The sequence below is a fragment of the Draconibacterium sp. IB214405 genome, from assembly GCF_033963885.1.
Taxonomy (GTDB): Bacteria; Bacteroidota; Bacteroidia; order Bacteroidales; family Prolixibacteraceae; genus Draconibacterium.
In genome coordinates this window covers 54,844-76,186 of record NZ_JAXBMA010000004.1, presented here as the reverse complement: position 1 = coordinate 76,186, position 21,343 = coordinate 54,844, and the positions used below count along the sequence as shown (strand labels likewise).

Below are 21,343 nucleotides of genomic sequence, written 5' to 3'. Positions count from 1 at the left end.
ATACTATTTCTAAAATTCTTTAAAATATTGAAAATTAGCTAGCTAAATTTGAGAGTGGAAATCATACACGAATACAAATCCATGAAAATTACCTAAAATTCATGTATTTTTACATGTTAGGCTTGCAGAAATTTTGTTGCTTTGTATTCGAGCTTTGCGCATAAGGGTAAAAAATGTGAAATGCCGTAGCTTTAACTATATTAAACGTAAAAAATAAAATATCATGGAAAATTATTTCAATACACTACCTCTTCGTCTTCAGTTAGACCAGTTAGGAAAATGCGACTTTATGGATGAGTCGGAATTTGCAGACGGAGTTGAAAAACTTAAAGGAAAACAAATTGTAGTACTGGGTTGCGGAGCACAGGGTTTAAACCAGGGATTAAACCTTCGCGACAGCGGCTTAAATGTGGCTTATGCATTGCGTCAGACAGCAATTGATGAGAAACGTGCATCGTTTGTAAATGCTACTGAAAACGGTTTCGAAGTGGGTACTTTTGAAGAATTGGTTCCTAAAGCTGATTTGGTATTGAACCTTACTCCGGACAAACAACATACTCCGGTTGTAAATAAAGTGGTGCCTTTAATGAAAAAGGGTGCGTGTCTGGCCTACTCACATGGTTTTAATATCGTAGAAGAAGGAATGCAGATTCGCGAGGATATCACCGTAATTATGGTGGCACCAAAATCTCCCGGTTCCGAAGTTCGTGCAGAGTACTTGCGTGGATTTGGTGTACCTACATTAATTGCAGTTCACCGCGAGAACGATCCGAATGGCGATGGTTTGGAAATTGCCAAAGCATACGCTGTTGGTACAGGTGGTCATAAAGCAGGTGTGTTACACTCGTCGTTTGTTGCCGAGGTAAAATCAGATTTGATGGGTGAGCAAACAATTTTATGCGGATTGTTGCAAACTGGTTCTATTCTTTGTTTCGACAAAATGGTTGAAAAAGGAATTGATGCCGGTTATGCGTCGAAACTGATCCAGTACGGTTGGGAAACAATCACTGAAGCGTTAAAACTTGGTGGTATAACCAACATGATGGATCGTTTGTCGAATCCTGCAAAAATTGAAGCTTACAAATTGTCGGAAGAATTAAAAGGTATTATGCGTCCGTTGTTCGAAAAGCACATGGATGATATTATGTCGGGAGAATTCTCATCAACGATGATGGTAGACTGGGCTAACGACGACAAAAACCTGTTGGGATGGCGTGCTGCTACCGGCGAGACTGCTTTCGAGAAAACACCGGCAGGCGATGTTGAAATTAGCGAGCAGGAATATTTCGACAATGGAACTTTAATGGTTGCCTTTGTTAAATCTGGTGTTGAATTGGCATTCGAAGTGATGACCGAATCGGGAATTAAAGAAGAGTCGGCTTATTACGAATCGTTGCACGAAACTCCACTGATTGCCAATACAATTGCACGTAAAAAACTGTTCGAAATGAACCGTACAATTTCTGATACTGCAGAGTATGGTTGTTACCTTTTCGATCATGCATGTAAACCTTTATTGGCTGATTTTATGACTAAAGTTGAAACCAATATCATCGGAACAAACTTTAATGAAGGAAAAGACGGACACGTTGATAACAAAGAGCTGATTGAAATTAACGATGAAGTACGTTATCACGATGTAGAAATTATTGGTGCCGAATTACGCGAAGCGATGGAAGCAATGAAATCGATTATCTAGTCTTGAAATAATAAAAACAGACGATCATATAAATTCGAATCTGGCTCTGCCATAATGGTAGGGCCAGTTTTCTTTTGTAGAGCGCTGTATCTTTCGTAATTTTAAATAAAAATGGCTCGTACCGGCTTTTATATCACCCTGCTTTGTTTGGTTTTAAGCGTTCTGCTTGTATCCTGCAACAGTTCAACTAAAAACAAGAGTAAGACTGAAAGTATACAGCAGGCGCTGATTGCACCCGAAGGCTGGCAATTATTATTCGATGGAAATACACTCGAAAACTGGGAAATTACCTCGTTCGGAACGGAAGGACCCGTAATGGTTTCCGATGGAAATATTGTTATCAATTACGGTGACGGTTGCAGTGGAATTACCTGGACGGATACTTTCCCGAAAATGAACTACGAGGTTCAGCTGGAAGCGCGTAAAATGGTGGGTAATGATTTCTTTTGCGGTATGACTTTTCCTGTAAACGACGATTTTTGCTCGCTGATAATTGGAGGGTGGGGCGGTCCGGTTGTTGGTCTGAGCAGTATCGATGGTCTTGATGCCTCGGAGAACGAAACCAACATATTAAAACATTTTGAAAAAGAGCAATGGTACACGATTCGTTTGCAGGTGTCAGAAACAACTATTAAGGCCTGGGTTGATGACGAAAAACTGGTTGATTTTAATTTTGTCGACCATAAATTGAGCATCAGGCCCGAAGTTTCTTTATCAAAACCATTTGGAATTTGTACCTGGATGACGACAGGCGAACTGCGTAATATCTGGTTGCGAAATATTTAAACCGGGTTGTAAAACTTACTTTTTCTTTTTCTTCTTTTTGACCTCTTTTATTTCCCGCTCGTTATCCCGCATCAGCTTTTGCCAGTTGTAATCGGTATCTTTTGTAAATTCAAGTGTGTCAGCGTAATCACTTTTTTCGATGTCCAAACGCGAAATTTCCTTGTCCAAAAAGCTTTCTATTTCGTCGAGTATTTCGCGTTCTTCCGCGCTGCAAAACGAAACTGCTTTTCCTTTCTGATTTCCACGGCCTGTTCTTCCAACACGGTGCACATAATTTTCGGCAACCTCCGGCAAATCGTAATTTACAACAAAATCAACGTTAGGAATATCAATACCACGCGCACTTACATCAGTGGCAATCAGTAATTTCAGTTCACCGGATTTAAAACGTTTCATTGTATTGTCACGTTCTGCCTGCTCTTTGTCGCTGTGAATGGTGTCGCTGTCAATTTCCACGCGTGCCATCGCTTTTTTAACCCGCTCGGCCCTAACTTTTGTACGTACAAAAACCAGGATTTTGGCTCCCGGATTTTCGTCAACCAAACGCTCAAGAAACGCTCTTTTATCATCCATTTCAATAAAAGCCACCTGGTGTTCAATGGTTTTTGCCACCGGGTTTTTAGGTGATATTTGTATGCGTATTGGTTTGTTAACCAGGGAGTAGGCCAACTTTTTAATCTTTTTGTTGATGGTTGCCGAGAAAAATAAGGTCTGTCTTTTCGAGGGAAGAAAACGAATCAGATCGTTTATATCTTTAATAAATCCCAGATCGAGCATGTGATCAGCTTCGTCAAGAATAAGCGTTTTTACATCCTGAAGTTTAAGGTGGCCCTGGCTAACCAGGTCGAACAAGCGGCCGGGTGTGGCAACTAAAACGTCGGTTCCTGTTTTTAAGCGTTCTATTTGAGGATCCTGATCAACACCACCCATTATAACCGTAATTTTTACTCCGGTATTTTTTGCAATCGCCACAAACACATCGCTTATCTGTTGCGCCAGCTCGTGTGTTGGAGCCATAACCAGGCAACTAATACCCGGACCTTTTCCTGCACGTTTTAATTGCTGAATGTTGTGAATAACCGGAATAGCAAACGCAGCCGTTTTTCCAGTGCCGGTTTGTGCAATTGCCAAAACATCTTCCCCTTTTAAAATGGGAGGAATAGCTTTGTATTGGATATCGGTTGGCCGGCGGAATCCTTTGCTTGTCAGGTTGGTTTTTATGGTGTTGGATATGGAATAATCCTCGAATTTCATCTTTACTAATTTGTTGCAAAGATAACTGAATTTATTGAGCGACGATTAAAAACAAAAAATGCACAATTTGAACGCAGAAATGGAGAGAATTGTTGGTGCTTGAGAAATTGTTTAACTGCTAAATTGTATACGTGCTAATTGCCTACAGCTACTTTTTACCACATTCACAATCACTCATTCACGTTAAACCTTATCTTCTAAAGTGTTGCCCAAATGCGCGCTAAAGAAAATCCCGGCGCTTTAATATTCAGATCGAGGAAGTAGCCAAACGGTGTTTGAGCTGTGGTGAAATCGGCATTTTGGAGTCTGATTTCGGCTTGGTCGAATAATTCTTTGGTAAAATTAACTGATGCTTTTGATTCGGATAAATGGGCGAAAGAATGAAGGATGACACTTTTACAGTTGTTTTTACGGGCGGTCCATTTTAAATGGTTGACCAGCTTTTTTTCGCGGCTTTTTACATCTTTCTCTTCATCACTTTCTTCTACCTGAATAAAAGCCAAAATTGAATCAGTAAAGGTAGCTCCTTCAGTAATGTCAACTACTTCATCTAAATTTTTTTGGGCAGGATTGTACGAAAACTCATCGACATACATCACCAACACTTTCATAGTATCTAAATTGTTTTAAGCGTCACGAAAAATGACTGATAATAAATCTTTGTCCGGGTAAAGATACTATTCTGAAAGCTTATTGAAAAACTATTTACCTGCGGCTTTTTTGAGCATACTTTCAGCAAGTTTTGTTGTCCAGTCGCACAGTTCGGCAATTTGTTCTTCGCTTAATTTCGATTCCGGGTGCATGAGTTTATAGGATTTTAAAGGCATGGATTTCCGTTCGGTTTCCTGGCATATCTCTTCGAGAATGGTAATTTTCTCAAAAATATCCATGGTTCCCCATTCCGAAAAATTCAGCTCCGATTTGCCGTGTTGCACATGGTCGTCCACCATCCACGAAACCGGCGAAATTTGATGGTACCACAAATAATTGGTGTTGCTCGAATGGCAATCCATACAAGCACCCGATAAAAGTATTTGTATGTTCTCAGGAACCTTTTCCTGACTAAAAATATGATTGCTGCTTACTCCATCGCTGTTTTTTTCTGGACGAAAAAACTGGATAACGATAAAAGCAAGCAGCAATATTAAGATTGTAAATCGTATAAATCGACGCATATTACATTTCCTTTACCAAGGCTTCGGCTTCTTTTTTCGACCAGTCCATAAGCATTTTTTTATTCTCTTCGCTTAAAGCTTTATCCGGAAACCGCTCCAGAAATTTCTTAGGAGGCATTTCATTTTTTTCCAATGCTTCACCTATTTCTTTATAAGCGTGAATTTTCTTAATTGCAGAGAGCTCATCGAGCTTATCAAATTGAATTTCTTTTTTACCATCTTCATTTCTTGATTCTGAATTATGACAACCATAACACGAATTTTGGATCACGGCCTTCACATCATCGGGCATTGGCTCGCTTGTTTGTGCAGGCTTTTTGGCAGCAAGAGCAACCAATCCGGAAACAAGAACTACGAGGGTAAAAACAGATAATGACTTTTTCATAATTTTAATTTATTGGTTATATAGCTTATAGAACATCGTACTTGAGTTTTTGTTGAAAAGTTTCGTGATTCTCGTCAATCTGATTAAAAAATCCGTAATTTACGGTCATAATATTTTATTCACCCTACGAAAACCATTTGGAATGCGTTTATATATTTCGGTATTAATTCTTCTAATTTGTATCAGTAATTCGGTTAGTGCTCAGCTTTCTGAAGGCGGGTTTCCTTTACAGGTTATTAGCCAGAAAAGTGCGGAGCAGTTGGTCGTTAAAATGCCTGCTCTAAAACAAACTGAGATTGACGCTGCTATGCAGGAAAACCGTGCCGCTGAAAACCAGCTTAAACCTTTAACTTTTGCGCATGTTTTTAATGTCGATTTGAATCCTGCAAATTCGGGAGTGTGGTATACAACAAATGCGGGTTACAATGTTTGGAAAATAACGCTTTCTTCAGAAAATGCTTATTCACTCAACTTAATTTTCGACGATTTTGAGTTAAACGCAAAGGGACGTTTATTTCTATATAACGAAAAAACGAATCACTACCTGGGCGCTTTTACATCCAATAACAATGCTGCATCGCAAAAATTTGCGGTAGCTCCTGTTGCCGGAGATGAAATTACCGTGCAGTACGAAGTACCCAAAAATGCAGGTACGCCAAACGATTTTACCATCACGAGGGTGAATCATGATTTTATGGGAATTCTAAAGTTCGACCGTCGGCCGATTGGCGGAGATCCTGCAGGCGATTGTAATGTTGATGTAAATTGTGAAATAGGAGATAATTGGAATCAGTTAAAAGATGCGGTTTGCCGCCTTATTGTTGATGGGCGGGAAGTCTGTTCCGGAACGCTTGTAAATAACACGGCTGAGGATAAAACGCCTTATGTTTTATCGGCTTCGCATTGTTACGATGCCTGGGATTTGGCCGAAACAACCGTTTACACCTTTAATTACGAAAGTCCGTATTGCGCTCCTTTGGATGGCGACCCGATTCATTCATTATCGGGTGCTGTTATGAAAGCACATTTTGATAGTCTTGATTTTGCCCTGGTGGAGTTGAATGATATTCCGCCACCTGATTTCAGACCTTATTATGCCGGCTGGGACCGATCGTCGGGTTTGCCCGATTCATCGGTTAGTATCCATCATCCGATGGGAGACGTTAAAAAGATTTCATTTGATTATGATGCGCCTGAATATGCAACATTTAAGTCATCATCGATCAAAAATCCAACAGACGGATCGTTAAAGGTTTTATATTGGGACGAAGGAGTTACAGAGGTTGGTTCGTCGGGAGGAGCTCTGTTTAACATGAAGGATCAACTCATCGGAACATTGTCGGGAGGAGCTGCGGTTTGTGGAAGTCCTGTAAACGATTATTACGCACGTTTTGCCATGCAGTGGGATTTTCAGTCCGACTCTACAAAACAGTTGAAATATTGGCTCGATCCGGCGGGAACCGCTGTTCTGTCGTTAGACGGAAAACAGTTCAATACCGGTGACGATTTGTGTAATGCTTTTACCCATTTAAACGATGCGGATGAGCATGGAAATATCACTATCACAGTTTCGGGCGAAAGTGCAGGTTTCTGGGGCGGAACAAATTCTGTTGGAATTGAAGAGATCGTTGAACGTTTTGCCATTGATGGAAACGAAATCCTTGATGGAATTTCGTTTGGTGTAGGGAAGCTTATTACAGGGAATAACAACAGCAGCATAACGGTTAAGGTATACAATGGCAACAGTTTTCCGGAAGATTTGATTTACAGTAAATCAGTAACCATTGATAATTGGGCCGAAGATGCCATGAACTTCGTTGGTTTTGATGAAATGGTACAACCGGCCGATACTTTTTTTGTGGGATTTGAACTCAGCGATATACAGCCGGCCGATACTTTTGCCATATACCAGTCGCTTAGAGAGTTTACAGGTGCTGAAAATCATTGTTACCTGTTACAAGACGGAACCTGGAAAAGTTTTTCGGAACTGAATCCGCAAGATTACGCGATGGTGAATGTAATGGAACTGGTCGCCTGTAATTACAGGTTAAATACCGATACACAAGTTGTCGATCAGCCCGAAAATGTAATGGTCTATCCTAATCCTACAGCTGGAGAATTAACGCTTGAATCGGATAAAACTATTGATCCGAAAAGTATTAAAGTATTTAATCTGATTGGTCAGGAAATGCAAATAAGCGTTTCGTATACCAATACCTACCACACAAAAATCAATTTGCTGGGAAAAACTCCGGGAGTGTATTTTGTCCGGTTTTCGTACGGCGATTCATTTGTTACACGAAAAATCTCTTTTGTCCCGTGGTAATTATTTTTGTCCGGTAGCTTTTTTGATGATGTCGTTCACAGGGTCGGCCGAAGGTTTATTTTCATTGTTCTGAGGAATTGTAGAAGCATTTCCATCGCGGAAAGCTGAATAGTGTGGCGACAGAATTTCAACTCCGGCTTTATTAAATTCATTCAAAATACTTTTGTTGAGTTCCGAATAAAAATGTGCCATTTTCCCCGGTTGTTTGGTGTAAACATTCAGCTCGTATTCTACATAAAAATCATTAAGGCTTTTTTGAAGTACAAATGGTTTGAAATCGCGGGTTAGGTTTTTGGTGTTTTTTGCAGCCTCCAGCAATAGTTTTATCACCGTTTCAGCAGGAACATCATAACCAATGGTTACCGAAGGGTGTAAAATAATTCCAATCTGACTGGCATTTTTTGTATAGTTCCACAAATGTGTATTTATGATGGTGGCATTCGGAATGGTTACATCTTCGTTTTTTACGGTTTTTATTCGTGTTACAAGCAGGTTCTTTTCAACAACATCACCCATCGTTTTACCAATTTTTACCCGGTCGCCAATTTGAAATGGGCGCATGTAGGTGATCACAATTCCGGCAACAATATTTGCAATGGCCGACGTAGAGCCTAAGGTAAAAATTACCCCAACAAAGATTGATACACCCTGAAATGCTTTTGATGAAGGCAGGTATTGTACAATTAAAACAGCGGTGATAATGTAAATGACGATTTTTACCAGGTTGAAGGTTGGCTTTGCCCAATCACTGTGAAAACCTTTAATTTTGAGTTTTCCGGTTTCAATTTCCCGAACTACTACTCCCAATATTTTTAAGAGGTAGCGGGTGATAATGATGATGACAAAAATGGAAAACAGATTGGGGATAAAAGCCACAAAGTCGTTTGCAATTTTCTTTACCGGATCAGCAATATATCCATAGAATTTATCGGCTAAATCGCGGGTCCACGGCAAAAAACTAAATAAAAAGGGTAGGTATAAAAACAGAACCAGCACCAGCAGCGCAAACTTAACAACTTTAGAAATCAGGAGGAAAATGTTTCCGGTCTTGCTTGGAACCAGATATTTAAATATACTTTTTCGTTTTTTCTTCAGTCCTTTTTCGTAGTGTTCGAGCTTGGTATTCAGGATTTTAAAAAACTTATTGATGAGGAATATGATCAGGACAAGACCGCCTAACGCCAGCAAGGTATAAAGAGCTCGCAATAACCAGTAAGTTAGTGTACTCCGTGCAATAATTTCGTTAAACGATTCCCTGATGAGAACAAGGTATTCGTTTGCTAACGCTTCTCTGTTTTTTCCTAAAATGGTCGCATCTGCATCACTAACGCTTGTTAACGGAAAATTGTCGTAAGAAATGATTGAGTAGTTGTTTTTCTCAGTAATGTTAAACAGTTGTTCGTCGACCCGAAATTCTGTTACTACCAGGTCAAACCGTTCCAGTATTATTGCAGCTCTTTCTGCAGGGGTAAAAGGACCAAGATTGGCATAAATCGGGAAAAGTGTATCGTTATTAAATACAACATACGCAGCCTGCAATTCAGAATCGTTAGTGCCGGTTGTCGTTTCAGTCTTTGAATTGTTTATCGCGGTTTGAGATAAAACCTGAAAGAATAGAAAAGTTAACGTTACCAGAATCCCTAATTTTCGCATAATTTGGATGTTTTGTTAACGAAAAGTTACAATAAAATTCTAAATCAATAACAACGTATTACTGGGTGGTATATGACTATTTTAATACCCTATATCTGTGAAAAGGGAAAAGATGAATGATGCAGGTTTAATTTCAGTTTACCGTTGGCATTTTTAAAAAAGCCCATAGTATATTCCACCTTGGTTTCATTGCCATCTTTATCCATAAAAAAATAGTTTCCCATACTAATCGCCAAATCATAATTTGCAATATAACCATGGTTTTCAAAGCGCACTTTTTCCCATGGCTGAAGTGCAAAACCCTGGTCTTCAGGGAATTTGTCGTTACCACCGATAAAATATGAAACGGCTTCTTCCTGGTTTTTTCGAAACTGAGGATCGGTAGCTTTTGTTGGTTTAAAAAGAACGGTGCCTTCTTTGTAGCCGTACATCGATTCAACCAACTCGGTTGCAGCTTTTACAATGTCGCCATTCTCTTTAAAAATTTTGCCAATTCTGATAATGCCGTTACCCCAATCGTACTGTCTTTGAATAATTTGTTCTTTAACGAATTTTTCATTCATACCGGTATAATTTTACAGAAGATAACAGGAATAAAGATGGCTTAGTTCAATTCAATTGCAATAATTTCTTGAAGCTGTTCGATGGTCATCTTTTTGCCTAAAATCTTCTTGGTTTCATCCAAAAGAAAGACACCCGGTGTTTTCCGGCCGTCGTATTTAATTTTAAACCGCGAGCTGTGGTCAGGGTCCCAAACATTTAGCCAGTCAAACATATTGTGTTTGGTTAAAAACTCCGCCCACTCTTCTTTGTCGTCCATTGAATAAATAGCATAAACTTCCAGTCCTTTATCTTTGTTTGGCAGGTATACATCGTTATAAAATTCGGGAATAAAAACCTTACAATGCGAGCAGTTGGGCTCGTAAATCAGCAGTACTGTTAATTTCGATTCAATCTGGTGAAGGTTGATAAATTCTCCGTCGAAACTTTCAAGTGTAAGGTCGGGAGCAGTTGCTCCAATCAGGTTATCTTGCAAAAAAAGAACATTTTCCCTGATTTGTTCGAGTGTTTCATCTGTTGCCCAAAACGCCTCGCCACTGAGGTAATAATCGCGGGCAAGATCAACAAACAGGGCATCCATTCCCATAAAATTGCTGTTTAAACTACTATTCAGAAAGAACGAAGTGGCAAACTGAAAAATTCGTTTGTTCGGGTAAACATCTTCCAGAAATTGGTACACGTATGGTTTTACCGAATCATAGGCGGGGTAAAGCACTTTTTCAAACCACGTTTCTACCTTCGTTTTATAAAACGGGGTGTATAAATAACGTTCGTCGGTATAGTCGAAATAATCCCAGTAATGTTCGCGCTGGTAATTAAATTTGGCACGTAGCAGCAATGAATCATTTTCCACGATGTTCGGTGGAAGTGTTGATTCATCGAGCTCAGGAACATAATTGGCTGTTATAAATTTATACAAAAAAGAATCGGGGAACTTTTTGTTTACTGTGGCCCAATACGCCTGCATTTCTGTGTCAAGCGCTTCTCGTTGATTGGCTATTTTTTCTTTTTCCTGTTCATCGGCATTACGGTAGGCTTGATTTAACGTGGAACTCTTTTGCTGTAAACCGCTAAGATAATTCATGTAATTGATAAAAGCTTCGGATTCCGGGGCACCTTCAATTATCGAGTTTTTACCATCAAACGTAGGATTGGTTAACGAAAATTGTTGATCTGCACCCAATAAAAAATCAAAATGATGGTCCTGGTCAACCAGTATTTTGTACAATCCCTGAGATAAAAGACTGTCGCCAGTGAATGTACCCTGCCCGTTTTCGTCCAATGTGGTCTTGTCAGCTGCATATATTTTGCCAAGGTAGTGATAAGCAAGTTGTATGGTTTTATTCGGGGCCTGTTCGAGTGTTACATTGATGGAATAATTTTGCGCCGAAAGCTGAAATGTAAAGCATATTAAGAGGAGAAAAGAAAGTCTAATCATTGATGTTTGCATTAAAAGTTTAAAAATAGAATAAATCGCTGAGCTTTTTCCAAAGAGAATAACCAAATTGTATGGGAAATGTTGGTATAACTTTGTTAAATTCATGCCCTGATAAAAAGAGAGTATGCTTTCGGTAAATATTCCGGTATATAATATTGAGGTGGTTGACCTGGTAAACGCTTTGCACGAGCAAGTTACTGCTTTGGCAATTGATTTTGAGATTCGGGTGTACGACGATGCATCGGATGAGATTTTTAAATCGTTAAACAGATCGCTTAAAAACAAGCCCAATGTTATTTATCAGGAAATGGATTCTAATCTGGGCAGAGCAGCGATCCGCAACCGAATGGGTGCTGAATCGGAATATGGTTGGCTACTGTTTATTGATGCCGATTCGCGGGTTATAAACGCTAACTATTTAAAAAACTACCTCGATAATTTAAGTGAAAATCGGGTTTTGTGTGGCGGAACGGCTTATTCCGAGAATAAACCGGCGGATCCTGAAAAATTCTTGCGTTGGACTTATGGACATAATCGCGAGGCAATTTCTGCAAAAAAGCGAAACCGCAGCAAAGGATTTATTATTACCTCCAATAATTTTCTGATTTCAGCCAGCATGTTCAGACAGGTACATTTTCGGAATGAACTCCGCGAATATGGGCATGAAGACACGCTTTTAGGGTATGATTTGTATTGTGCCGGAGTTGAAATCTTTCATGTTGATAATGCGCTGGAACATACCGGCTTGGAAAGTGGTCAGGCGTTTCTGAGAAAAAGTTGTCTGGCGCTGGAGAACCTGCAAAAAATAGGAGAGGAGCTGTTGGATGGCGACCGCACTTTTTATCGTCAGGTGAGTTTTCTGCGTAAATTTAAGCGGATTACCTTTTTTGTGCCGGGCAGTTTAATTGGCAAACTTTTTAGAAAGTACCGCGAAAAAATGGAAGAACAATTAAAAGGGAGACGCCCATTGTTATTGTACTTCGATTTGTATAAACTGGGTTATTATGCAAGCATAAAAAACCGCTGACAAAAACTTGCCAACGGTCTTTTCATATCTTCTGGTTATATCTTTACTCGTCGAGTTTTATATCTCCGTAACGACTAATTACATTAACTTTTCCACCGGTTCCATTACCAACTGCACCAACCACGGTACTTTTATGGTTTTCTTTAATGCGGTTTCCGCTAAAATCGTCTTCAGGATACGAAATTCCACAATAGTCGCAGCTTGCATCAAGCGAATAATTGGCATCGTCGAGTCCTAACGAAATCTGTCCGTAGCTGTTCGTGATGTCGATAAAGTCAAAGTCCGCGTCCACTTCATCAACCTTTATACTTCCGTAACCCGATTCAACTTTTAAACTCTTCGACAGTTCCTCTACCTTAATATTGGTGTATTTCATGTCGGCAGTAAGCGATTCCAATTCTTCACACTTAAACTTGTCGTATTTCGAATCCAACACCACTGTTCCACATTCTTCAATCGAGATATTCGAATATTTTGATTCGAACTTTAATTCTTTGGCTTCTTCAATGTCGATAGGCGAATAACTTACATCGATGTTCATGTACGAAGCGGCACCAATATTTGCATTACCGTAGGCAAGCGACAGGTTTAATGAACCGTCTTTCGGAGTTGCCAGATCGTAAGCCGTGAAATTTCCGTATTTACAGTCGAAATCTCCGTTTCCGGTAAGTTGCCCCACAATTGTATTTCCGTACTTATTGCTAATTTTCAGGTTCTTATCAGCCGGAATATTTACCTCATAATCGATGCTGAATTTCCGCTGGCTTTTAAAGTTGTTTTCGATATCAGTAACGGCTTTTACCAGACTACCTGACTTTCGAATGTTCACTTCAATCATATCAAGAAATTCCTCAGCTTTTCTTTCGTTGGCTGCATCAACCGTAATTTCAACATGAACGGTTACCGAGTCACCACCTGAATTATTAATCTTAACTTCGCCAAAACGGTTGTCGATTTCTAGAGAGGCCACCTCGTTATTCAACCAAGCTTCGTGGTACACTTTTGATTTTTCTTCAGCATTTACTGTTGTGCCGATCGCTAACAGACCGATAAAAAACAGTGCTGTAATACTTTTTAATGTCTTCATTTTATTCTGGTTTTAATATTTACTACTATTATTCACTTATCTGCAAGAATCCGTGCCGGCTAAATTGCCATTGCTTCCTGCTCAATTTCGTTTGTTTTCTGTTGTACTTCCTCTAATTTGTTAATGATTATATTGATTACACTAAGCTTAGCCTGATAATATTCCAACATGGCATTAATAACACGTTCGTCGTTTGGATTTGCTGCCAGATCGTTCTGCAGGTTTTTATACATTGTTTCAAATTCTGCCAGTTCTTCATTCATCATGTTTTGTTCATCTTCCGAAATCAGGCCTTGTTCCATCCATTTTTCCCACTGGGCCATTCCGGTGTTTATCGAGCTGGTGTAGTAATATTCCACTTCGCTGTATTCCGGCGAAATTGATGCCAGTGTAACAGTTGATGTTTCATTGGCTGCGTTAAAAATTCCCTGGTTATTTGGCGAGAAATAGATAAACGCCTGGTTGGTTGCCAGAAATACAAATACAACGGCTGCAGCAACTTTCCAGATCAGACTCAGGTTTATTTTCCGCGTCTTTTTTTGCTGTGCATTCAATTTTGCTTCAAACCGTGCAAAGTGTCCTTCCATCGGTTCGTTATCGTTTAACGCATCAATGTTTTCAATTATTAATTGCTCTATGTTATCTCTTTTTTCCATCGCTCAAAATTTCATTCTGTTAATTGTATGAAAATATCTCTGTCCCTTTCAATAGCTCTCGTAACTTGTTCTTGGCTCGCAGCAACTGGGTTCTCGAAGCGGAATTCGAAATCCCCAGAATCTGGCTTATTTCTTCGTGGTCGTAGCCTTCAATTAGATAAAGGCTAAGTACCACGCGGTATCCGTCCGACAGTTTCTGAATGGCCCTTTTTAAGGCTTCTGCATCAATGTCTCGCGTTTCCATCTGATAATCGGCAATTTGAGCTGTTCGCTCGTTTACCTCTTCAAATTTTACCTTTCGCTTTTTTAAACAATCCAATGAACGATTCACCACAATACGTTTTAACCATGCACCGAAACTCACTTCGCCTTTGTAACTTTCAATTTTGTTGAATGCACTTAAAAAGGCCTCCTGCATCACATCTTCGGCTTCCATACTGTCATTTACAATCCGCAGGCAAACGCTGTACATTGCTTTGTAATACAATTTGTACAACTGGAATTGTGCCTTCTGGCTTCCTTCCCTGCATTGATCAATGATCTCCTGGTGAATATTTTTATAAAGTGTATTCAAACTCTTAATTTTCTGCTTCAATGACGAAGGCAATATTTCAATGTTGCATACGTTTCCGAATTATTTTTTGTTTTTGTGTATTTTATTTCGGTTTAAGTACGTAACAGATTCATATTGCGCTTGTAAAAGCCGGGTTTTACCAAAAGTTATTATTACGATTAACTAGTAAATCGATGAAAATGTTAGTCAGATAACATCACGTATTCAGTTCTGAAAGTCGATTCAGAACGAGAAGAATGTAAATACGGAAATTACACGTTTGAATGAAAATTAAAGCGTGCTGTAATAGTTGATGAGCTCTTTTAGGTCTTCAGCCTTTCCGGTCTTTATTTTCTTTTCTTTTATGAAAGCTTCAATTTCTTTTTGATGATCAGGGAAAAGTGCAACCAGCTCTTTTTTGTTGCCAATCAATTCTGCTGCTTCCATTCCAAATCGGATGTAAAAATCGTCGGATTGGCGCTTGAACTCCGCCGGTTTTGCTTCTGCATATGCACCGGGTTCTTTTGGTGGCTCAAACTGAATAACCGGTTTTAAATACAGACTGGTATTTCCCGACTTCAGCAGTTGGAAAAATCCCCGCTTCATTTTACTTAAACTCATGTACGGTGCATATACCAGTGTATATTCTTTAAATTCAATTTTTTCAACAATTTCAGGTGCTGCAAGTGCCGATACTGTTTTTTCGGGAGTTTCGAACTCAATTCTGTCATTATAAATATTATAGCGTAACGGAACCGCTTTAAACTGCACTTTTGATGTGGTAAAAATACTCGCCTCTTCAAACGACTTATTTAAGTATGGCGATCCTTTTATATCGCTTTCTTCCAGTTGTTTATTAAAATCGCTATTCGTAAGTTCCTTTTGTCGGTAAAAATCCAGGGCCGAACTTATTTGGTAATCAACCTGGGCTTGCACATAACCTAAACCAACAAATACCAAAGCGAAAAGAACAATCAGTTTTTTTGATTTCATGATAGAAAGGATTATCAATTTATACTATTGCTTATTAATCGGGTAGAGAATTGTAATATTTTGTCAGGGAGATCAATGTCTCTTCCTTACCCATTTTTACTTTATTGTTTTTAATAAATGCTTCAATTTCTTCCTGATGATCAGAGAAGAAGTTAACAAGATCTTTTTTCGACTCTATTTTTTCAGCAGCATCCATTCCTACACGGAGATAGTATTCATTCGGACGTTCCACAAATTTAGCCGGTTCGGGCTCTTTGTATGCTGCAGCTTCTTTTGCTTTTTGAAACAATACAATCGGGCGCGAATACAGGTTAACATCTCCTTCCGCGAGTACAATAAAAAAGCCGTTTTTCATTTTTTTTCCACTCTGATAGGGTATATACGAACAGCTATTTTCGCCAATAACGGCTTTTTCTACAATTTCAGGAGTTGTGAGTGCAAGAATCTGCTTGTCGGGCGTTTGAAACTCCAGCTCGTCGTTGTAAATGTTATAACGTAGCGGGATATCGTTAAACTGAACTTTTTGGTAGGTATAAATGGTTCCTTCGATAAATTCATCATTCAAAAACGGTGTTCCTTCAATGTCGCTTTCATCGAGTACGTTTTTATAATCACCTGAATCGGACCTATGCAACTTAAAAAAATCAACCGCATTTTGAATGTCGTAGATACTTTGTGCGTAAGATCCAACTGCAGTGAAACAGAGAATAAAAGAAAAGAGAATTAATTGTTTCATGACTATTTTATTTATGAGTAAATCTATTTGTTTTCATTTTCAATTGCAAATTCAGCAATTGCTTTGGCGTGCAGCTCTAGAGTGCTGAACAAAGGCAACTCGTAATCTTCCTGTTTTATCAGTAAAGGAATTTCGGTACACCCAAGAATCATTCCTTGTGCACCCTCGCCGGCTAGCTTATTCATAATCGCAATAAAACCTTTTTTAGTTTCCGGAAGAAAAACCTCTTTTAGCAACTCATTCATGATTGAAGAATGAATAAAATCACGTTCTTCCTTTGACGGAACAATTACTTCTATTCCAAAGTTTGCCAGGCGTTTTTTGTAAAAATCAAGTTCCATGGTTTCGCGTGTTCCCAGCAGGCCAACTTTTTTTAATTGATGTGTTTCAATGGCTTTTGCAGTTGCATCGGCTATGTGCAGAATTGGTTTGTCCGTTTCGCGGATTAGTTCCTCGTAGGTAAAATGGATTGTATTGGCACACAAAGCCACAAAATCGGCTCCGGCATTACAAACGGTTTCGGTGGCCTGTTTTATAATCCGGTAAACACCATCGCGGTCGTTTTGCTGATTACAGGCATAAATATCGCCGTAATTTACCGAATTCAGTACAATTCGGGGGAAGGTCATCCCTCCAAGATTTTGGTTTACAGTTTCGTTAATGATCTTGTAATATTCCTGTGTAGATACCCAGCCGGTTCCGCCAACCAATCCAATTGTTTTCATAGGCAAAGTTTATGTTCTCAAAAGTGCTTAAATTATTTGAGATAGTTAAAATTTATTATTGCTAATTTTGCCCGAAAATTTATGATGCAAAAACCGGAACTTCTTTTACCCGTTGGAAATCCAGAATCGTTTTATGCTGCTTTGCGAGGCGGGGCAGATGCGATTTATCTGGGATTAAAACAATTTAATGCCCGCGGAAGGGCGAAAAACTTTACCAATGGGCAGCTTATTACCATTCTGAAAGAAGCCAAAAAGAATAATGTTCTGGTTTATATTACTTTAAACACTGTAGTTAAAAACAACGAAATTCCTGAATTGCTTGATTATCTGAATTTCCTGAATCAGGCTGGTGTGCACGGGATAATTCTTCAGGATTGGGGAGTGTATTTTATAGCACGAAGTTTTTTCCCGAACCTGGTTTTACATGCCAGTACACAAATGGGTATTCATAATTCAACCGGTGCCAATTACGCGCAAAAGAAGGGAATTGAACGTGTTGTATTGGCGCGTGAGCTTACTTTGGGTGAATTGACCAAGATCTGCAAAAAGAGTAAGGTGGAAACCGAAGTGTTTATTCATGGGGCCTTGTGTTATTCCTTTTCCGGGATGTGTTTGTACAGCAGTTATGCCGGTGGACGTGGCGCAAACCGTGGGCTGTGTACGCAACCGTGCCGACGAACTTATACTGCCACAAATTCAAAGCAGTTCCTTTTTAACTTAAAAGATAACCAGCTGATTGATCTGGTTTCCCGCTTTCAGAAAATGGGTGTATCCAGTTTAAAAGTTGAGGGACGAATGAAATCGGGCGAATATACCTACCGCGTTGCTCAAGCTTATCGAACTGCACTTGATAACGAAGTTAAATTAACGGAAGCCAAAGAACTTTTAGCACTTGATTTTGGGCGCGAGAAAACGGCTTATTTTATGGGCAAGGACGTTAAAACAGCGATTGCCGAAAAAACAGTAGCCGGTGTTTATCTCGGAAAAGTTAGCCGGGTGAAAGGAGAGTACCTTAGTATTTCTTCTCATATGAAAATTGAGCCCGGATTCCGATTGCGTTTTCATATTCCAAACACCGAAAAGCAGGAAACAGTAAAAGTTCGCGAGGTTGTTGAAGAAAATGGACTCTATAAAATTCATACGGCAGGAAAGCAGGTAAAACCAAACAGCGAAGTTTATTTGTCGGGGATAAGCGATGTAAAGTTCCCATCAAAACTCGACGATGCCAGAACGCATTTTAAGCCGATGAATTTTGGGCACAAACAAAAGATATTGAATGCTTTAAAAACTAAAAAATCGTCGAAAAAAGAGGAGTACTATTTTCGTATAAACTCGATGGAATGGCTGAAAAAAATGAACCTGAACGAAATGGATGGTTTGTTTCTGGCTTTCTCGAAAATTACATGGAGCCGATTCGACCCCGAAGTGCCATTTATACAGAAGTTTAAGGATAAGATTTTTATTGAACTGCCAAAGTTCATTCAGCAGGATGCGAATCAATATTACCGCGAGTTGGTAAGCCGGATGGTTAAGAGTGGAATTCGAAATTTTGTCATCAGTCATCTTTCTCAAATAGATCTGATACCGCCGAAATGCCGTATTGTTACCAACGAAAATGTTTATGTTTTTAATGATGCTGCAGCGAAGTTCTATAAAAATGAAGGTGTAAGCATTTTTTCATATCCGCAGGAAATTGATTTTGAGTCGTTGTTTTCGCTGTCGCATAAAGATGGTATCGTGCCGATGTATTTTTATCCCGAGCTTTTCCATTCGCGTATGCCAATTGCTATGAAGGAAGGTGATGATGAGTTGGTGGATGATATGAACATAAAATTACAGCGCTTCCGCAGAAACGGTATAACATCAATAGTTCCGCAGGTTCCGGTTTCAATCTCGCAATCAAGGAATAAACTTCAGAAGAATGGTTTTTATCGTTATTTAATCGATTTCTGCTACGAACCGGTTTCGAAACACCGCGCTAAAACCGTAAAGAGTCGAATTATGCGTTCGGAACAAATTCAACCATCAAATACCTTTAATTTTAATAAAGGCCTGAAGTAAGACTTTTCTGTATTTCTTTATTTCGTCATCCTGTTCGTCAGCTGACGGATTCAGGATCTTTATATAGTTCTAAAAAGCAGATTCTGAGATAAACTCAGAATGACGTTCTTACCGACTTATATATAAATTGTTCCTGATTCTCAGGAATAAAAAAAGCAGATCCGAACCGGACCTGCTTTTTTTTGTTATCGAGTATTTACATCTTAACCATCGTTCATCGATGCAAGGAATTCTTCGATGCTTGCTGTTCGCATCAATCTTGTTTTCATAAATTCCATTGCTTCCAGCGAGTTCATATCGCCAAGGTAGTTGCGTAAAATCCAAAGTTTGTCGAGTACGTCTTTCGAGAACAGTAAATCTTCGCGACGAGTACTTGATGTTGGAATATCCACAGAAGGGAAAATACGTTTGTTCGACAATTTTCTGTCGAGTTGTAATTCCATGTTACCGGTACCTTTAAATTCTTCGAAAATAACTTCATCCATTTTCGATCCGGTTTCGGTAAGTGCAGTAGCCATAATGGTTAAAGAACCACCTTCTTCGATGTTACGTGCCGCACCAAAGAAACGTTTTGGTTTGTGCAGTGCGTTTGCATCAACACCACCCGATAGTACTTTACCAGATGCTGGTTGAACCGTGTTATAAGCTCGGGCCAAACGTGTGATCGAATCTAAAAGGATAACCACATCGTGACCACATTCGGTTAAACGTTTTGCTTTTTCCAATACAATATTGGCAACTTTTACGTGTTTGTCTGCCGGTTCATCAAAAGTTGATGCAATAACTTCGGCATGCACACTGCGAGCCATATCGGTAACCTCTTCCGGACGTTCGTCGATCAGTAATACGATCATATAAACTTCAGGGTGGTTGGCTGCAATGGCATTCGCTATTTCTTTCAGTAATACTGTTTTACCTGTTTTTGGCTGTGCAACAATCAATCCACGTTGTCCTTTACCGATAGGAGCGAACATATCAACAACTCGCGTTGAAATATTGTCGTGTCCGTTTCCGGTTAAGTTGAATTTCTCATCAGGGAACAACGGAGTCAGGTGATCGAATGGTACGCGGTCGCGAATAAATTCAGGGCTGCGTCCGTTAATTTCCAATACTTTAATCAGCGGGAAATATTTTTCACCTTCTTTTGGCGGACGAACAGTTCCTTTTACAGTGTCGCCGGTTTTTAAACCAAATAATTTAATCTGGCTCTGCGATACATAAATATCGTCAGGCGAGTTTAAGTAGTTGTAATCAGAAGAACGTAAGAAACCGTAGCCATCCTGCAGAATCTCCAATACGCCGGTGTTTGTAATAATGCCTTCAAACTCGAATTGACGAGATTTCTGGCGATTACCCTGCTGTTGATTTTGCTGATTCTGATTTTTATTTTGTGGTTTAAATTTATTATCGTCTTTCGGACCGTTGTTTTGTTTCTGCGGTCTTTTTTGTTGTCCGTCGCGTTGCTGATCTCGGTTTTGTTGCGCAGCTGGCGGAGTATTTTTTTGCTTTTCCTGAGGGCGCTCCCAATTTTGAGCTTTTTGTGGCTGTGGAGTCTCCGATTTTACAACATTCTCAGAAGGCTGCTGCTGTTGTTGCTGCTGCTGTTGTTGCTGCTGCTGTTGTTGCGGAGCTTGTTGTTGTTGTTTAGGTTCATCAGAAGATTTATCTCTGTTAAACCCTTTTATAATAGCTTTAATCTGATCCTGACGCGATTGTGCATTATCGTCGTTTTTATCAGCTTGCTTTTTTCTTGGACCAGATCCAACTTTTTCACGCTTAACTGTTTCCACACGTTGGCGTGGACGTTTTGATCGGCGTGAGTCATCCTGGTTAGTATCTTTTTGTTCGTTTTGCTTTTTGCGAATACCCAACACTCCTTTATCTTCTTTTGGAGCATTTTTTTGACCTTTCTTTTCGGCTTCGAGAACGGCTTGGGTATCGAGAATTTTATAAATAAGATCCTGTTTTTTGTAGGATTCTACACGTTTAATTTTGAGCTCTTTAGCGATCTCTTTTAATTCAGGAACAAGTTTCTTGTTCAATTCTAATATATCATACATATGTTAATGTTATAACTTTTTCTCGATTAATAATTGTTGAAAAATTTTTTGGAACAATTGACGAGGAGAGTGATTCCTTTTGAAATCGTGTGCAATTATAAATAATTACCTGTTCGTAAACAAAAAAATGAAACTCTTTTTTCTTTCTGCTATCTATTTTTAAGTAAA

At 39.3% G+C, this 21,343-nt stretch carries 19 protein-coding genes; 5 read left to right on the top strand and 14 right to left on the bottom strand.

What is annotated here, in order from left to right:
- The first annotated feature begins 223 nt into the window (after positions 1 to 223).
- Entirely contained in the window at positions 224 to 1,699 is a 1,476-nt protein-coding gene (ilvC, locus tag SLH46_RS12910) for a ketol-acid reductoisomerase (protein WP_320281613.1), read from the top strand.
- Between the two features lie 111 nt (positions 1,700 to 1,810).
- Positions 1,811 to 2,485 (top strand): 3-keto-disaccharide hydrolase, encoded by a 675-nt coding sequence (locus tag SLH46_RS12905; RefSeq protein WP_320281612.1) that lies wholly within the window; start codon positions 1,811 to 1,813, stop codon positions 2,483 to 2,485.
- Positions 2,486 to 2,500: 15 nt separating this feature from the next.
- On the opposite strand, the gene SLH46_RS12900 is transcribed toward SLH46_RS12905, so the two are convergent.
- The 4 genes from SLH46_RS12900 to SLH46_RS12885 form a co-directional block, all read right to left on the bottom strand.
- Positions 2,501 to 3,739, bottom strand: coding sequence for a DEAD/DEAH box helicase (locus tag SLH46_RS12900; protein ID WP_320281611.1), 1,239 nt, complete (start codon positions 3,737 to 3,739; stop codon positions 2,501 to 2,503).
- 197 nt (positions 3,740 to 3,936) lie between these two features.
- Entirely contained in the window at positions 3,937 to 4,350 is a 414-nt protein-coding gene (locus tag SLH46_RS12895; protein WP_320281610.1) for a threonyl-tRNA synthetase editing domain-containing protein, read from the bottom strand.
- Between the two features lie 90 nt (positions 4,351 to 4,440).
- Positions 4,441 to 4,914: a heme-binding domain-containing protein gene (locus SLH46_RS12890; RefSeq protein ID WP_320281609.1), complete on the bottom strand. Its 474-nt coding sequence runs from the start codon at positions 4,912 to 4,914 to the stop codon at positions 4,441 to 4,443.
- Between the two features lies 1 nt (position 4,915).
- The gene (locus tag SLH46_RS12885) at positions 4,916 to 5,299 is read right to left on the bottom strand and encodes a heme-binding domain-containing protein (RefSeq protein ID WP_320281608.1); all 384 of its coding nucleotides are present in this window, start codon (positions 5,297 to 5,299) and stop codon (positions 4,916 to 4,918) included.
- Between the two features lie 142 nt (positions 5,300 to 5,441).
- Between SLH46_RS12885 and SLH46_RS12880 the strand changes: the two genes are divergently transcribed.
- Entirely contained in the window at positions 5,442 to 7,625 is a 2,184-nt protein-coding gene (locus tag SLH46_RS12880; RefSeq protein ID WP_320281607.1) for a T9SS type A sorting domain-containing protein, read from the top strand.
- Here SLH46_RS12880 and SLH46_RS12875 read toward each other — a convergent pair whose 3' ends face one another.
- The 3 genes from SLH46_RS12875 to SLH46_RS12865 all read right to left on the bottom strand — a co-directional run bounded on the left by SLH46_RS12875 (position 7,626) and on the right by SLH46_RS12865 (position 11,277).
- The gene (locus SLH46_RS12875; RefSeq protein WP_320281606.1) at positions 7,626 to 9,278 is read right to left on the bottom strand and encodes a mechanosensitive ion channel family protein; all 1,653 of its coding nucleotides are present in this window, start codon (positions 9,276 to 9,278) and stop codon (positions 7,626 to 7,628) included. It lies immediately after the preceding gene.
- An 89-nt stretch (positions 9,279 to 9,367) separates the two neighbouring features.
- The gene (locus SLH46_RS12870; RefSeq protein WP_320281605.1) at positions 9,368 to 9,841 is read right to left on the bottom strand and encodes a hypothetical protein; all 474 of its coding nucleotides are present in this window, start codon (positions 9,839 to 9,841) and stop codon (positions 9,368 to 9,370) included.
- Between the two features lie 41 nt (positions 9,842 to 9,882).
- Positions 9,883 to 11,277 carry a peroxiredoxin family protein gene (locus SLH46_RS12865; RefSeq protein WP_320281604.1) on the bottom strand — a complete coding sequence of 465 codons (1,395 nt, stop codon included), beginning with the start codon at positions 11,275 to 11,277 and terminating at the stop codon, positions 9,883 to 9,885.
- Between the two features lie 124 nt (positions 11,278 to 11,401).
- On the opposite strand from SLH46_RS12865, the gene SLH46_RS12860 reads away from it, so the two are divergent.
- Positions 11,402 to 12,304: a glycosyltransferase family 2 protein gene (locus tag SLH46_RS12860; protein ID WP_320281603.1), complete on the top strand. Its 903-nt coding sequence runs from the start codon at positions 11,402 to 11,404 to the stop codon at positions 12,302 to 12,304.
- Positions 12,305 to 12,347: 43 nt separating this feature from the next.
- Here the strand turns inward: SLH46_RS12860 and SLH46_RS12855 are convergent, their stop codons facing one another.
- The 6 genes from SLH46_RS12855 to SLH46_RS12830 all read right to left on the bottom strand — a co-directional run bounded on the left by SLH46_RS12855 (position 12,348) and on the right by SLH46_RS12830 (position 17,054).
- The gene (locus SLH46_RS12855) at positions 12,348 to 13,391 is read right to left on the bottom strand and encodes a hypothetical protein (RefSeq protein WP_320281602.1); all 1,044 of its coding nucleotides are present in this window, start codon (positions 13,389 to 13,391) and stop codon (positions 12,348 to 12,350) included.
- A gap of 59 nt (positions 13,392 to 13,450) precedes the next feature.
- A complete protein-coding gene (locus tag SLH46_RS12850) occupies positions 13,451 to 14,047 on the bottom strand; it encodes a hypothetical protein (protein WP_320281601.1) in 597 nt (198 codons plus the stop codon).
- 19 nt (positions 14,048 to 14,066) lie between these two features.
- Complete coding sequence (locus tag SLH46_RS12845) at positions 14,067 to 14,621, bottom strand: RNA polymerase sigma factor (RefSeq protein WP_320281600.1); 555 nt, start codon at positions 14,619 to 14,621, stop codon at positions 14,067 to 14,069.
- Between the two features lie 270 nt (positions 14,622 to 14,891).
- Positions 14,892 to 15,593 (bottom strand): hypothetical protein, encoded by a 702-nt coding sequence (locus tag SLH46_RS12840; protein ID WP_320281599.1) that lies wholly within the window; start codon positions 15,591 to 15,593, stop codon positions 14,892 to 14,894.
- A gap of 34 nt (positions 15,594 to 15,627) precedes the next feature.
- Positions 15,628 to 16,329 carry a hypothetical protein gene (locus SLH46_RS12835; protein ID WP_320281598.1) on the bottom strand — a complete coding sequence of 234 codons (702 nt, stop codon included), beginning with the start codon at positions 16,327 to 16,329 and terminating at the stop codon, positions 15,628 to 15,630.
- 23 nt (positions 16,330 to 16,352) lie between these two features.
- Positions 16,353 to 17,054, bottom strand: coding sequence for an aspartate/glutamate racemase family protein (locus SLH46_RS12830; RefSeq protein ID WP_320281597.1), 702 nt, complete (start codon positions 17,052 to 17,054; stop codon positions 16,353 to 16,355).
- 81 nt (positions 17,055 to 17,135) lie between these two features.
- On the opposite strand from SLH46_RS12830, the gene SLH46_RS12825 reads away from it, so the two are divergent.
- Positions 17,136 to 19,115: a peptidase U32 family protein gene (locus tag SLH46_RS12825; protein WP_320281596.1), complete on the top strand. Its 1,980-nt coding sequence runs from the start codon at positions 17,136 to 17,138 to the stop codon at positions 19,113 to 19,115.
- Between the two features lie 203 nt (positions 19,116 to 19,318).
- Here SLH46_RS12825 and rho read toward each other — a convergent pair whose 3' ends face one another.
- Positions 19,319 to 21,175, bottom strand: coding sequence for a transcription termination factor Rho (rho, locus tag SLH46_RS12820; protein ID WP_320281595.1), 1,857 nt, complete (start codon positions 21,173 to 21,175; stop codon positions 19,319 to 19,321).
- Positions 21,176 to 21,343 lie beyond the last annotated feature (168 nt).

Coding starts and splice junctions, on each gene's coding strand:
- SLH46_RS12870 (WP_320281605.1), bottom strand. CDS start 9,841: ATGAATGAAAAATTCGTTAAAGAACAAATTATTCAAAGACAGTACGAT.
- SLH46_RS12900 (WP_320281611.1), bottom strand. CDS start 3,739: ATGAAATTCGAGGATTATTCCATATCCAACACCATAAAAACCAACCTG.
- SLH46_RS12895 (WP_320281610.1), bottom strand. CDS start 4,350: ATGAAAGTGTTGGTGATGTATGTCGATGAGTTTTCGTACAATCCTGCC.
- SLH46_RS12860 (WP_320281603.1), top strand. CDS start 11,402: ATGCTTTCGGTAAATATTCCGGTATATAATATTGAGGTGGTTGACCTG.
- SLH46_RS12835 (WP_320281598.1), bottom strand. CDS start 16,329: ATGAAACAATTAATTCTCTTTTCTTTTATTCTCTGTTTCACTGCAGTT.
- SLH46_RS12830 (WP_320281597.1), bottom strand. CDS start 17,054: ATGAAAACAATTGGATTGGTTGGCGGAACCGGCTGGGTATCTACACAG.
- ilvC (WP_320281613.1), top strand. CDS start 224: ATGGAAAATTATTTCAATACACTACCTCTTCGTCTTCAGTTAGACCAG.
- SLH46_RS12890 (WP_320281609.1), bottom strand. CDS start 4,914: ATGCGTCGATTTATACGATTTACAATCTTAATATTGCTGCTTGCTTTT.
- SLH46_RS12840 (WP_320281599.1), bottom strand. CDS start 15,593: ATGAAATCAAAAAAACTGATTGTTCTTTTCGCTTTGGTATTTGTTGGT.
- SLH46_RS12825 (WP_320281596.1), top strand. CDS start 17,136: ATGATGCAAAAACCGGAACTTCTTTTACCCGTTGGAAATCCAGAATCG.
- SLH46_RS12880 (WP_320281607.1), top strand. CDS start 5,442: ATGCGTTTATATATTTCGGTATTAATTCTTCTAATTTGTATCAGTAAT.
- SLH46_RS12850 (WP_320281601.1), bottom strand. CDS start 14,047: ATGGAAAAAAGAGATAACATAGAGCAATTAATAATTGAAAACATTGAT.
- rho (WP_320281595.1), bottom strand. CDS start 21,175: ATGTATGATATATTAGAATTGAACAAGAAACTTGTTCCTGAATTAAAA.
- SLH46_RS12875 (WP_320281606.1), bottom strand. CDS start 9,278: ATGCGAAAATTAGGGATTCTGGTAACGTTAACTTTTCTATTCTTTCAG.
- SLH46_RS12905 (WP_320281612.1), top strand. CDS start 1,811: ATGGCTCGTACCGGCTTTTATATCACCCTGCTTTGTTTGGTTTTAAGC.
- SLH46_RS12865 (WP_320281604.1), bottom strand. CDS start 11,277: ATGATTAGACTTTCTTTTCTCCTCTTAATATGCTTTACATTTCAGCTT.
- SLH46_RS12885 (WP_320281608.1), bottom strand. CDS start 5,299: ATGAAAAAGTCATTATCTGTTTTTACCCTCGTAGTTCTTGTTTCCGGA.
- SLH46_RS12855 (WP_320281602.1), bottom strand. CDS start 13,391: ATGAAGACATTAAAAAGTATTACAGCACTGTTTTTTATCGGTCTGTTA.